Source organism: Clostridioides sp. ZZV15-6388 (assembly GCF_020657755.1).
Lineage (GTDB): Bacteria > Bacillota > Clostridia > Peptostreptococcales > Peptostreptococcaceae > Clostridioides.
Genome location: NZ_JAGWCU010000056.1, coordinates 1 through 13,855 on the forward strand (window position 1 = coordinate 1; position 13,855 = coordinate 13,855).

The 13,855-nt window shown below is 29.0% G+C and carries 9 protein-coding genes and 1 other annotated feature; all 9 genes read right to left on the reverse strand.

Going from position 1 to position 13,855, the window contains the following annotated elements; translation table 11 throughout:
* Positions 1 to 177: 177 nt before the first annotated feature.
* Positions 178 to 2,112, reverse strand: coding sequence for a YARHG domain-containing protein (locus KGF48_RS19155; protein WP_227868460.1), 1,935 nt, complete (start codon positions 2,110 to 2,112; stop codon positions 178 to 180).
* 184 nt (positions 2,113 to 2,296) lie between these two features.
* Entirely contained in the window at positions 2,297 to 2,419 is a 123-nt protein-coding gene (locus tag KGF48_RS20450; protein ID WP_255642559.1) for a hypothetical protein, read from the reverse strand.
* 211 nt (positions 2,420 to 2,630) lie between these two features.
* On the reverse strand, positions 2,631 to 4,028 hold the full coding sequence (gene asnS, locus KGF48_RS19160; protein WP_227437264.1) for an asparagine--tRNA ligase: 1,398 nt from the start codon (positions 4,026 to 4,028) through the stop codon (positions 2,631 to 2,633).
* Positions 4,029 to 4,103: 75 nt separating this feature from the next.
* Positions 4,104 to 4,338, reverse strand: a binding site (T-box leader).
* Positions 4,339 to 4,633: 295 nt separating this feature from the next.
* Positions 4,634 to 4,828, reverse strand: coding sequence for a CDIF630_02480 family spore surface protein (locus tag KGF48_RS19165; RefSeq protein WP_255614817.1), 195 nt, complete (start codon positions 4,826 to 4,828; stop codon positions 4,634 to 4,636).
* 111 nt (positions 4,829 to 4,939) lie between these two features.
* Complete coding sequence (cspC, locus tag KGF48_RS19170; RefSeq protein WP_227841161.1) at positions 4,940 to 6,613, reverse strand: bile acid germinant receptor pseudoprotease CspC; 1,674 nt, start codon at positions 6,611 to 6,613, stop codon at positions 4,940 to 4,942.
* 9 nt (positions 6,614 to 6,622) lie between these two features.
* Complete coding sequence (gene cspBA / locus KGF48_RS19175) at positions 6,623 to 10,021, reverse strand: bifunctional germination protease/germinant receptor pseudoprotease CspBA (protein WP_227868461.1); 3,399 nt, start codon at positions 10,019 to 10,021, stop codon at positions 6,623 to 6,625.
* 148 nt (positions 10,022 to 10,169) lie between these two features.
* Positions 10,170 to 11,366: a VWA domain-containing protein gene (locus KGF48_RS19180; protein WP_227868462.1), complete on the reverse strand. Its 1,197-nt coding sequence runs from the start codon at positions 11,364 to 11,366 to the stop codon at positions 10,170 to 10,172.
* A gap of 20 nt (positions 11,367 to 11,386) precedes the next feature.
* Entirely contained in the window at positions 11,387 to 12,208 is an 822-nt protein-coding gene (locus KGF48_RS19185; protein ID WP_227841159.1) for an AAA family ATPase, read from the reverse strand.
* Positions 12,209 to 12,527: 319 nt separating this feature from the next.
* Positions 12,528 to 13,643, reverse strand: a complete 1,116-nt coding sequence (locus tag KGF48_RS19190) for a 4-hydroxybutyrate dehydrogenase (protein ID WP_227868463.1) — start codon at positions 13,641 to 13,643, stop codon at positions 12,528 to 12,530.
* Positions 13,644 to 13,855 lie beyond the last annotated feature (212 nt).

Consider the following 13,855-nt stretch of genomic DNA (forward strand, 5'->3'; position numbering starts at 1 on the left):
GCTTTTTAGATTCATACATGAATTATTAAATCTATAAGTTATGCTTAAGTCTAACTTATAGATTTAATAATTTTATATATAATTAATTCATGTTTAAAATTAATTCACATTTCAATTTTAATGTTTATAGACTATCTTATACTACATTTAGACATGTATTTTAAATTTTCTTATTACTTAATTTTCCATTTCCTTAATCAATGATACATTTTGTTTCTCTACAGAATTTAAAACATCTGTATCAGCTCCTATACTATAATCTGGCTGATACCATGACTTATTACTAAAATAACTCTTATATGGTTCTTCTTTAAATACATATCCATACCTTGCAAATATTTCGTTTCTTATATAGGCCAACTCCTCTTTACTATAAAGCCCAAGTTCATCTTTAGTTAATACTCTAGAATCACTATCATATATAATATAATCATCATCATAACTTACTTCCTTATTTTTCGTATTAGAACTTGAACCTGAATCACTTTTATTGCTCTTTTTATCAGTATTTTCACTATTTTCCTTGTTATTTATACTCTTAATAAATTTTTCAGCTTCTTCTTTGGAAATCTTATTAAGTGTGCCACTCACGTTATTAGCTTGCAATGAAATTTCATTACTAGTAAATTTAGTTATAGTAAATTTTTCCTTTGATAAAGTATCTTTTCCTTTTAATACTATGCTGTTACTATCTGAACTTTCTACTTCATATTTAACTGTATAATTACTTTCTTCTTCACTTTTACTATAAAGTTTTATCTTATTTGGCTCTTCAAATTCAAATATATTATATTCATCAGCTTTCCAAAAACCATTTAAATCTTTTGGCTCCAAATTTTTAGAGTAAATCAACTTATTCCCTAAATAAACTTCTGAATATTTCCCTACATTGTTTATTTCTATATTGTCTTTCCTAGTTTTTAAATTATAAAAATGTATTTCCTTATTTTTAGTAGAATATGCTATATTCTCTGAATTAAATGAATAGCCAACAACATCACTTGCTATCTTGTCTTTATCTAAAAATAACTCCCCACTTGATTTAATATAAAGTAATTCCTCATCATTAATAATAGATACATTAGAATTTTCTTTCATATCATTGCCTATTTTTTCGTCTTCTTTATTATTTTTCTTAATATATATATCTCCATCAGAATTTGTAAATACAATTCCATCTTTAATAAAACTTACATAATTAATGTCTGCTTTTATTTTATTAGACACCTCTTTACCTATTTCTTTCTCATACAATTCATCATCACTATTTATAAAATAAAATTTATTATCTCTATATTTATAAGACCTAACATCTGATGCTATTTTTTCACTAACATTATTTTTGTACAAATATAACTCACCTTTCAAATCCTTATAATTATACTCACTTATATACATAATTTCTTCATCATTAGATTTTACCCCCCATAAATTTGATACATCTGAACTAATTTTGACCTTATCATTTTTATCTGTACTTTTTAAATATAAATTGTCATCATTATTTATAAATATTACATCCCCTTTATTATTTACAATATCAAAGCTCTGTATATCAGTAGATATTTTTTCTTTATTTCCATCTTCTTTATATAGATATAACTCTTCATCTGTATTCATATAATATATGAATTTTCCATCTGTAGACATCCTATACAATACAACATCATTAGCTATTTTTTCTTTATCTTTTCCATCGTATTTTACATACAAAGATTTTTCTGATGATATATATGCTATAGTGTTTGAAGAAGGCATAAATTCATATGAATTAATTTCATCAGAAGATAAATCTGATGCTATTTTTTCCTTTTCTTTTTTTAGGTTATACTTATATAAATTATTTCCTTTATCTTGAATTAATATTGATTGTTCTCCATTTATATAATCTTTTTTAGTATATGTAGGTACATCTGATGCTATTTTTTCTTCATCCTTACCTTCTGTCTTTATGTATACATCTGTCATATCGTCTGAGTTATTCTCATCATTTTTTAATAGTATAAGAGAATTATCTCTGTCTGCTTGCTTACCTTTAGAACCATTTTTTGAACTACAGCCTGTACATATAAGTGCCAAACTTAAAACTATAAACAACCCTTTCTTAAACATTATTACTTCCCCCTCATGATAATGATAAAACTTTTTGTGTAATAAATATACTATTCAATAATTTTTTAGATTTAAATTACCTTATATATTTTTATACTATTTACATAAAGATAATGCTTAAATATAATTTATATTTAAACTTCCAAAAAATTACTCTACTAGTTATAGTATAGCACAATAAACGTTATCCAATCACACTCACTATTGTCACTCCAAAAGCTTTTAGTGCCTCTTGAAGCACTTCGTTTCCATCATAAGGATACCCAATAGGATTAAAATAAAGTTTAGCAGTTTGTTCACCAATCATTTCACAACCTTCTATTGTATAATCGCCAAGTCCAATTATTTATCCTCCTAGTATAAGTAACTTATAATTACATTGTATAATAAAATATGAATAAGCAAACTACATATATTTGTAAACACAATAAAAATAACTTGTATGTATCTAAATCAGATAGCACACAAGCTATTTATTATATAGAAAAATTATATAATCATATTATAGGTTACAATTATTAGAATTCAGCATTTTTAGGAGTTCTTGGGAAAGGTATAACGTCTCTTATATTAGACATACCTGTCATATACATAATTATTCTTTCAAATCCAAGACCAAATCCAGAGTGAGTAGCAGTACCAAATTTTCTAAGTTCTAAATACCACCAGTAATCTTCTTCATTTAATCCCATTTCATGAATTCTATCTAATAGTACATCTTCTCTTTCTTCTCTTTGAGAACCTCCAACTATCTCTCCAACACCAGGAACTAATAAATCCATTGCTCTAACAGTTTTGCCATCTTCATTCATTCTCATATAGAACGCTTTTATATCTTTTGGATAATCCGTAACAAATACTGGAGAATTGTATATTTGTTCTGTTATATATCTTTCATGTTCAGTTTGAAGATCACATCCCCATTCTACTGGATACTCAAACTCATGTCCTGATTCAAGTAATAACTCTACTGCTTTAGTGTATGTTATTCTAACAAATTCAGAGTTTACTATTTTATTTAGTCTTTCTAGCAATCCTTTATCTATAAAACTATTAAAGAATTCCATTTCTTCTGGAGCGTTTTCTAAAACATAGTTTATAACGTATTTTATCATATCTTCTGCAAGTTCCATATTATCTTCAAGGTCTGCAAAAACTATTTCTGGCTCTATCATCCAAAATTCTGAAGCATGTCTTCCTGTATAAGAGTTTTCAGCTCTAAATGTAGGCCCAAAAGTATAAACATTTCTAAAAGAAAGTGCCATTATTTCAGCATTTAATTGCCCACTAACTGTCAAATTAGCTTCTTTCCCAAAGAAATCTTGTGTATAGTCTATTTTTCCATCTTCTGTTTTTGGAATATCATTTAAATCCATAGTTGTTATTCTAAACATTTCTCCTGCACCTTCACAGTCACTACCTGTTATGATTGGAGAATGTGCATATACAAAGTTTCTTTCTTGAAAGAATTTGTGTATTGCATATGCAGCTATTGATCTTACTCTAAATACAGCTGAAAAAGTATTACTTCTTGGTCTTAAATGTGCTATTGTTCTTAAATACTCAAGTGTATGTCTTTTCTTTTGTAGTGGGTATGAACTATCTGATTCACCTTCTACAACTATATTTTTTGCATGTATTTCTACTGGTTGTTTAGCTCCTTCTGTAGATACCAACTCACCTTCTACAAGTATAGATGAGCTTATTGCCAATTTACCTATCTCTTTAAAATTTTCAACTTTTTCATCAAATACTATTTGCATATTTTTAAAGAAACTTCCATCATTTAATTCTATAAATCCAAAGTTTTTAGATACTCTAGATGTTCTTATCCACCCAGCTACTTTGACAGTTTTTCCTATGTACTGTTCTTTATCTCTGTACAATTCTTTTACTGTTATAAATTCCTTTTGCATTTTAAAGCCTCCTAGTTTAATTTTTAGTAATTTTTTCTAAATATAATTCCATAAAAAAAGCCCTTCATCCCTGTATAAAGGGACGAAAGACTATTACTTTCGCGGTACCACCCTAGTTGTCATAAATGACCTCTTAGTTAAGCAATGCTTAAAGCCTATAACGGTGCCTTCCGTCTAAGTCTACTTGCTAAATAAGCTTTCGATTAGAAACTCCAAGATGTTCTTCAATATAAAACTTGTATTGAGCTTTCACCATCCTCAACTCGCTAAAACTACATTTTATATCTACTCTTCTCTTCACAGTATTTATCTTCTATTATTTCCGCTAATTAACAAAATTATACCAATTTATAAATTTTTAGTCAATAAGTTTATACAATTGATATTTACTAGTCTTATATAATCTATAATATAAACATTTATATTCAAAAATTTATATTTCCCTTTCAAATGTTTATAAATTACATTTTGCCTTCTGACATCTATAAAAAAAGTAAAGTAGTATGCTGTTTATTAGCCTAAGTTTAACTTTAAGCTTTTTAAACTAATACTACTTTACTTAAATACAATAAATTATTTATTTTTGTTATCAAGTATAGAAGTTTTTACAGTTTACTTCCATTATCAACCCAATCTTTCGCTTCTTCAACGCCTTTAAGTGAAGGTACTGAAACTTTACTATGAGGTTTTAATTTTTCAACATCAGCCCATGCTGCTGTTGATTCATTTCCAACTAAAAGTGGACTTCTAAGTCTTTTGTTATCTTTACCTTTTAATGCTCTTGCTTTTTTACTTTCCAAAACTATCACCTCTATATATTTATTTTGTAATAGTTTTAGCAATTTTTCAAATTAAATTCATAAGTAAAATTTATAACAGATAAAATGCCATTATTTACATATTTTTTTTATTTATAAAGTATTTGCTATCTGTTGAATTGTATTTTTTAAATTTAAAATCCCATATCCCTGTGAAACATTTGGATATGTATATATATCGAGCTTCGTAGCTCCCAATATTAAATATGTTTTTAAAACTTGTGTAAACAATGATAACCTTGGGATATTATCTTGTTTTTCCAAGTATTCCATTAATAAGGCCAAGACTCCAGAAACTATAGAACTACTAACGCCTGTACCTGTTGCTGTATTGTATGTTCCATTTTTATATGTAGATATTATATCTACTCCTGGGGCTACTATATCTGGCTTAATTCCTCTTCCTCTAATTGGCCCTTTTGATGAACCAATCCACATACTATCAGTCTTATTATTAAATGTACCAACTGTAATTACATCATCACCAGCAGCATACATAGTTATTGTAGCCACTGAGTCTGGGTCTAAAAATCTTGTATCTGGTGCTATCAAGTTTTTATTTGGTAAATATATGTCATACTCTCCTCCTATTATGAGTTCTGGAGTTAGCCTCAACGTCCACACACCAGGTTTTATATCTCTCAGTCTTATCTCTAGACTTTCATTTCCAGAAGTGATATATGGATAGATGAATCTCATTGAATAAGTAGTATTTTCCAGATTAAACTTTCCTCTATATACATAAAAATCTGGGGAATATCTTATATCATGACTAACTTCACCTGAAGGAGATATTATTTGTGCCCCTATCTTATCTGGGCCATTTGTATTGAGTGTTATATCAAGTGCGTAATCGTCACCATCTTGTATTATTACATCTTGGACTTCATTTAAACTACTAAATCTTCCAGCATAATGAATATCTGTATTCCCTTGATTACCTGCGCCACTTACTAATACAACACCAGCACTACTTAATATATTAAATGTGTCTAATATGGAAGTAGTTGCTACAGCACCTGACTTAACTCCAATAGTAAGATTTATTATTATAGGCTTATTTTCTGTTTTTGCTATATTAGTAACATATGTTATAGCTGCTAAAAAATCTGAAACACTATAATTTATCCTTCCAGCATAATACGTATCTGTATATGATTTTAATTTAACCACTATCAAATCTGACTCTGTAGTTATACCTCTATATTGTGAATTTACTCTTCCATTTCCTACTAATATACCAGAAGCCAAAGTTCCAGTACCTATATTATCTTGACTTAAACTTCCATCATTTCTACTTATAGCTAAACTTAATTCACTTCTTGTAAATTCACTACCAAAAATAAATCCTTCTGGTGGTGGATTTGTATTTTCTTCCTGATCCCATAATCGTAAAACCTTACTTGTTCCATCTGCGTTCACAAAATCAGGATGTAAATAATCTATACCAGAATCTATAACTGCTAATAAAATTCCTCTTCCTGTTATATCATTATATGGATTCTCGTAAATATACTCTGCTTCAGTAGCTGTTGTAATAGTTTCTCCATTATTCATATTATTAGTTATTTCAATTAAACTACTCATTGGAGCAGATTCTTCCCACCAAGCAACTTGTAGTATATTATTTAAAATAGTTTCATCAAAGTCCATAGGTACATATATTACTGCAAGCTGACTATTTAAAACCATATATCTATTTATTCCATTTTGTTGAAGTGCAGTTTCTATATCACCCTGATAAATTATACAATAAGATTTTTCCATAAATCCCTCCTATCTTAACACATCAAACATACCTCTAACGTCCAAAGTTCCATATCCAACACTTGTATTTGGATACTCTGTAGTTTGATTTTTTCTAGCTCCAGCCTGCATAAAAGTTTTTATTTTTTGGACGTATGCTTGATTTGGATATCTCCTATCAACAAAAGTATATTGAAAATACATCGCAGCAGCTCCTGCAGCATGTGCACTAGCTGCTGCTGTACCAGTTATAGTTGCATATGTATTTCCAGGATATGCAGCTATTATATTAACTCCTGGTGCTACTAAGTCTGGCTTTAATCTATCTTCAATAGTTGGCCCTCTTGATGAACTTTGCCACAAACTATTATTAATAGTATTGTAAGCTCCTATAGTTATTAAATCGTCCTGAACAGCAGGATAATTTATAGTATAAAAAGGGTCAACCTCTCTAAATCTAGTTCCACTTTTTAAAAGAGCTCTATTTGGAAGATACAAGTTATATATTCCATTTACAATGTAAACCCCTACTAATCTAATCTTCCACACTCCTCTTTTAGCATTTCTCAGAGTAACATTGGTAAACTGCTGACCTGAAAAAGTAGTTGGATATACATATGTTATAGAATACTCAGTTCCTTCTAAATCAAATAAACCTGTTACCCTATTATAACTTGATATTCCAACACTTTTACTTTCTTCACCAGTGGGAGACACTATTATTACATCTGCCTTATCTGGTTTATTCAACCAAAGCTCAACTGATAATTCTTCTTCTTCTTCATTTAATTCCAACTCGACTTCAACAGCACTTCCTACATTTGGTATTCTTCCAGATGTGTGTGTCTGAGTGTTCCCTTCATTTCCAGCTCCTGCTGTTATACACAACCCTCTAGTAAAAAATGCTTTTTCACTATTACTTCTATTGGTCAATCCAACTAAACTATTGCTACCCAAAGATATATTTATTACTAATGGCCTCCCAAGTTCAAAAGATTTTTTATATGCATACTGAGACGCAGCAAATAACATTGCACTATTATAAAATCCTTCTATCTTAGCAGTTTTTATTATTATTAATTCAGCATCTTCAGCTATTCCTGCATATTCCTTATTTACATTACCAAGACCTGCACATATACCACTTATCATAGTCCCTTGCCCAACTTCATCTTGAGATAGACTAGCATCATTTTCTGCAATTGCTCTATTAATATCTTCTCGTGTATACTCTGTACCAATATAAAAACCTTCAGGTGGAGTTCCATCCTTTGTTTGGTCCCATAAAAAGGCTATTTTTGAGGTTCCATCTGCATATATAAAGTCTTTATGTAGATAGTCTATTCCTGTATCAGCAATTGCTATAAGAGTACCTCTTCCTGTTATTGTTATATTTGGATTATTTTTAAAAAAATTTACACCTATTTCTTCGGTTGCAACTACACCACCAAAAGTACCTTGATTAATCTCTCCAAGCAGTGTCATCTTTATAGTCGATTCCGTCCTTATAACTGATGGGAGTTCCAAAACTCGTTGTATACTATTATAGTCTGTAGTATTTATAGACAATACACCAAATGAGTCACTTAACTTAATAAAATCTTGACTCATACCCAATGAGGCTAACTCATCTTCAAATTCAGGAGTATGAATTACATTTATTCCTGCCAATGTTCCTGATTGTCTATCCATATTTTCACTTAGAAAATCCTCCAAATTTAAGTCATCATTTCTTTGAGCATTATAACCTTCTATAATTTTATAATTATTTTCTTCATCTTTAAATGACTTATTAATGCTTCTATATCCAATGTCTTCTGTTTCTAAGTCTTGATTTATACTCGATAAAGTATACAAATCTATGTCTGATAAATTTAAAAATCCAAATCCTGATGAATTATTCGGATATTGCTGGTTACTTAGTCTTCTTGCTCCCCTAAGAAGTAATGCTCTTAACTTTTGTGAATATAAAAATAAATCATTTCCATTTACAATTCCCCACTCCATAAACAACGAACAAACTCCTGTGACATGAGGAGTAGCCATGCTCGTTCCAGTTAATGCTCCACTTGTACCTCCTGGTAAAAAAGATATTATATCTTCGCCTGGAGCTAATAAGTCTGGTTTAAACACTCCTAATTGTGTATCTCCTTCGCCAGAAAATATGGATACTATATCTGTTCTTGAATTGAAACTACCTACAGTTATAACTCTACTTGCTGTTCCAGGAACTGTAACCGTAAGTTCTTGAGTTGGAATCAAAAATCTCGTGTTTCTATTTAATCCCTCAGAAGTTGGTAGATATATATTTATATTACCAGTTACAATATCTATAGGCTCAAATATAATTCTCCATAAACCAGGATTTATCTGTGTATTTGAACTTAACTGCAAAGTAACTCTTCTAGTAAGAGAATATGGTGCTATAGGATAAAAATAACCAGTAATTCTTGTCTCTCCTAAAGTATTTCTTATTTCACCTGAAGTTAGAGAAATTGATTGTGTCTGACTATTTGATGGACTTACTAAATGTACACTAAAATCGTCAATAAAATCTGGCCATATGTTTATATTTAATATACGTTCCCCTTCTCCAATTACAAACTCAACTTCTTCTGTAGTATTATTTTGAAGTCTAATCCTTTTATGACCCCCCTTATCTGCATTATTACCAGCCGCTACCACTATATTATTTTTCCAAAATAAACACATATCATCTATATACTGCTCAAATAAAGAAGTTCCTCTATGCGAACCTTCATTACTTCCATAGCTTATATTTAATGTGACAGGCATTCTTAATTCTAATGCCCTATCTAAAATAAATTTAATCGCCCTCATAAACTCTGTACTTCTTGAAAAAACATCTGTCTGTATATTTCCAACTCTTACTACTATTATCCTAGCATCACTTGCAATAGTTGAACAAATACCTGCAACATGTGTACCATGTAGACTAGTCGTTGAAATAGGTATATATGTATTACCAGCTATTGCATTATTTATATCTTCATTAATATATAATGTTCCTTCTTTAAAACCTGCTGGAGGATTTCCTTGTATAGACTGGTCCCAATAGTATAATATTTTAGACCTTCCATCACTATCTCTAAATACAGGCAAAGTATAATCTATACCCGAATCAATTATACCAATTATAGTCCCTTTTCCAGTTAATCCTGTTCTATTTTTAAAACCTGTTATCCCTGTGCTTGAAAAACTTTGGATGTCTTGAGTTTGTAATATAAAAGGTTTTTCTATAAACTCTATTTCTGGATAAGTCAGTAATCTATTTATATCTTCTTCATCACTTGATGTTATTATTGCATATGAAGAATTAAGTATTTCTACTGAAACACCTAATTCTTGCTCTAATCTTAATATATCTCCATTGTATTTTACGATTAATTCATAATTTATTATAATCACCTCAATTTCTAAAATTATTATTAATGTATATGTTTTTTGTAAGTCTAAAATGTATTAGGTTACATAATTTTTAAATTTCAATTATACAATTTATAATATAAAAAATGATGGTACATCTTTTAGATAATTTGTACCATCATTTTTTATATTATTTCGCAACCATTAAATTTTTCAATGATTTTTCCAATCCTTTTACAGTTAATGGATACATATTAAACTCACTTTGTATTAACCTTTGAGTCTGATACCAATAACTGATTGAATCCCATCCATCTCTCAGTTCTGGATTTAGCCACACAATTTTACTATACTTTCTTTTGAATCTTTTAAGCCACTCTATTCCAGGTGTATCATTATATGGACCTCTATAATTACCACCAATATGAAGTAACTCAGAAGGTGCCATAGAGGCATCACCAACGATTATAACTTTATAGTTTTTATCTATGTTTTGTAATATCCATTCAGTATCAGTAGACTTACTTAGCCAACATTCTGGTGTCGTAAATAATCTATCATAAAAACAGTTATGAAAATAGTATACTTTTACATCTTTAAAGTGATTTGATTTACTTACAGACTGAAATAATGTATTACATAAAGTACTATATCCTCTCATTGAACCCCCTGAATCTATAAGTAGCAAAAGCTTCACTGTATTTTTTCTTGGTTTTTCAAAGAATAATTTTAAATACCCTGCATTATTACAAGTCTCTTCAATGGTTTTATCTAAGTCAAGTTCTGTCTTTGGAGCATCTATTCTAGTAGAAAATTGACGAAGTCTTTTTAATGCAACTTGAAATTGACGCATATTTAAAACTTCATCATCTCTAAAATCTCTATACTTTCTTTCTCCTGCAACTTCAAGAACAGCCCTTCCATAGGTTGAAGTTCCACCTATACGTATACCAGTTTGACCTTTGCCTGAATGACCTAATTCAGAAGTACCTCCTGTTCCTATCCAGTAATTTCCTCCATTATGTGGAGAGTCTTGTTCTTTTATACGTTCCTCTAATTTAGCTCTCAATTCATCAAGGTTTATATTTGGATTTTGTTCTAATCTTTCAAATCCTTCTAAATCAACATTTGGCTTTTTAAGCCAGTTCATAATCTCTTCTGGAATTTCTTCTTTGTGTTCTATACCTTTAAAATACTCCAAAAATACTGCATCAAATTTGTCAAAATTACTTTCACTTTTTATTAAAATCATCCTACAAAGATAGTAAAAATTAGAAAAATTTGAATAACAAAGCCCTTTGTCCAGTGCTTCAATTAAAGTCATCCATTCATTTAAAGATATATCTAGACCTCTTGCTCTCAATAAATAAAAAAATTTAATAAACATAATTATTCAGCTCCTATTGACTACAAACGTTTTTGCATAGATTCAATATCCTCATTATTTTTAAGCAGTATCCCTGCAAAAGGAACCTCTTTTTCTATTTTTTCAATTGGAATTCCACTCAAAGTCAATGCTTGTATCCAGTCTATTAATTCTGATGTGCTAGGTTTCTTTTGTATCTCTCTTAAACTTCTAATCCAATAAAAAGTAGTCATTACTTGTTCCAATAAATGTTCTTCAACTTTATCAAAATGTACTTTGACTATTTCCTCCATCATATCTCTATCAGGAAATTCTATATAATGAAATATACATCTTCGTAAAAAAGCATCTGGAAGCTCTTTTTCTGCATTCGAAGTTATAATCACTATAGGTCTTTGTTTTGCTGTTACAGTTTCTTTTGTTTCATTTATATAAAACTCCATTTTATCTAATTCCCAAAGTAGGTCGTTTGGAAACTCTAAGTCAGCCTTGTCTATTTCATCTATCAAAAGAATTACTTGTTGCTGTGAACTAAATGCTTCTCCTAATTTACCATATTTTATGTACTTACCAATATCATCTACTCCTTCACCTCCAAATTGACTATCATAAAGTCTTTGAACAGTATCGTATACATAGAGTCCATCCTGTGCTTTTGTAGTTGATTTTATGTTCCAAATTACTAAATCTTTTTGTAGTTGATTTGAAATTGCTTGTGCAAGCATAGTTTTTCCTGTTCCAGGTTCTCCTTTAATTAAAAGTGGTTTTTCAAGTGCTATAGCAACATTAACTGATGCCATTAGTTCTGGTGATACTACATAATCACTACTTCCTTTAAAATTACCCATTTCTTTTTTTATCATAAGTCCTACTCCTTTTAAACAATAAATTTTCTAAATGTATATGACTATTATATTACTATTTTTGATATAAAATAGTAATATAATACATTTGTATATCATTACTCTAAAATTCTATATATAAATAAAATTACCTCTAAAATATTTAAATTTTATCTTTATTTGTCATAATTAAATGAAATATATATTTTTTAATAAGTGCAAGATACATTATCTTATAAAAATATAAGTCATAAAAAGCGATGATTTAATTAAAACCATCGCTTTTCATAAATTTGAGTTATAGCTAAATATAAAGCAATTAACTTTTAGATTTGAGTTATCAATATAATGTTCTGTATATATTTACTATTTCTTCTTTATTAAGTTTAACATAACTTTGATTTAATAACCTTTGTTGACTATCCAAGACACTGTCTGCAAAACTATTTATCTCATAATCTTTCATTCCATATTCTCTTAAACTTTTTCTTGTAATAATTTTATTAAGTAGTTCTTCCATTTTTTCATATACCTCTGATACTTTACAATTCATTATTTCACTCAAAAGCATATTTATTTTTGCTAATTTACCATCTGGTGATAATCTATTATATGTTTTAAACACTTCTATAAAAAACTGATAATTAGCTTCCCCATGAGTAACATGATAAACTCCACTTAATGGGTATGAAAGTGCATGTACTGCTCCTGTCCCAGCATTTCCAAAAGCAATACCAGCTAAATCACTTGCAACCAAAAAATCTTCTATAATATCAAATCTATAATCTTTTCCATTTAACACAATTTGCTGAAATCCATTTAAAATCATCTCTATAGCTTTGGTGCTAAAAATTTCTGTATAAATACTCGCCTTTGGAGATACAAAAGATTCTATAGCATGTATTAAAGCATCAATTGCACTTGTAGCAAAAAATGAATATGGAAGCTCTAGTAATAACTCTGGAATTAAAACTGCATAATCTGGAAATAATTCATCTACAGCTAATCCAAATTTCGTATTCATCTCTGTTATTTCTGCAATTGAAATATTTGACACCTCTGAACCTGCTCCACAAGTTGTAGGAACAGCTATTAATTCTCTTATTTTTTCTAAAGGAACCTTTTTTTGAAATAAATCCCTTGATTTCTTTCCATCTTTCAGTACTAACAACTTTGCCATATCAATAACTGCTCCCCCACCAATAGCAATAATTCTTGTACAATTAGTTTTTGAAAAATCATCCAATAATTTATCCATCATTATATCATCAGGTTCACCAGTTCCATACTTACTTTTATATTCTACATGTGCATCCAAACCAAAGCTTTTAAAATATGTATCATATGCATTTTTACTTGTTAATATAAAATCTGATTTACAAATCTTGAATTCTTCTATAAATTCTTTTGAATTTTTAAATTTATGAACTTGTGTTTTTTGCTGAAATAACTTCATGACATCCTCTTTTCTTCAACTTATAACTTGATGTTTTTTTTAAATAATCTGTAATATAATTATAAAATTTTTATTTTTTATATGCAAGTTTTACCATAGGTAATTTATATTTTAAAATATCTTAATATAGGTCCAATATTCTATAAAATAAAATTAATTCACTATAAAAGTAATCTAACTTTAAAACAATTGAACAAAATTAAAATCTAAAG

Excerpts from the sequence above, each read along its gene's own strand:
- KGF48_RS19190 (WP_227868463.1), bottom strand. The coding sequence starts at position 13,643 with ATGAAGTTATTTCAGCAAAAAACACAAGTTCATAAATTTAAAAATTCA.
- cspC (WP_227841161.1), bottom strand. The coding sequence starts at position 6,613 with ATGGAAAAATCTTATTGTATAATTTATCAGGGTGATATAGAAACTGCA.
- KGF48_RS20450 (WP_255642559.1), bottom strand. The coding sequence starts at position 2,419 with ATGATTGGTGAACAAACTGCTAAACTTTATTTTAATCCTATTGGGTAT.
- KGF48_RS19185 (WP_227841159.1), bottom strand. The coding sequence starts at position 12,208 with ATGATAAAAAAAGAAATGGGTAATTTTAAAGGAAGTAGTGATTATGTA.
- asnS (WP_227437264.1), bottom strand. The coding sequence starts at position 4,028 with ATGCAAAAGGAATTTATAACAGTAAAAGAATTGTACAGAGATAAAGAA.
- KGF48_RS19180 (WP_227868462.1), bottom strand. The coding sequence starts at position 11,366 with ATGTTTATTAAATTTTTTTATTTATTGAGAGCAAGAGGTCTAGATATA.
- KGF48_RS19155 (WP_227868460.1), bottom strand. The coding sequence starts at position 2,112 with ATGTTTAAGAAAGGGTTGTTTATAGTTTTAAGTTTGGCACTTATATGT.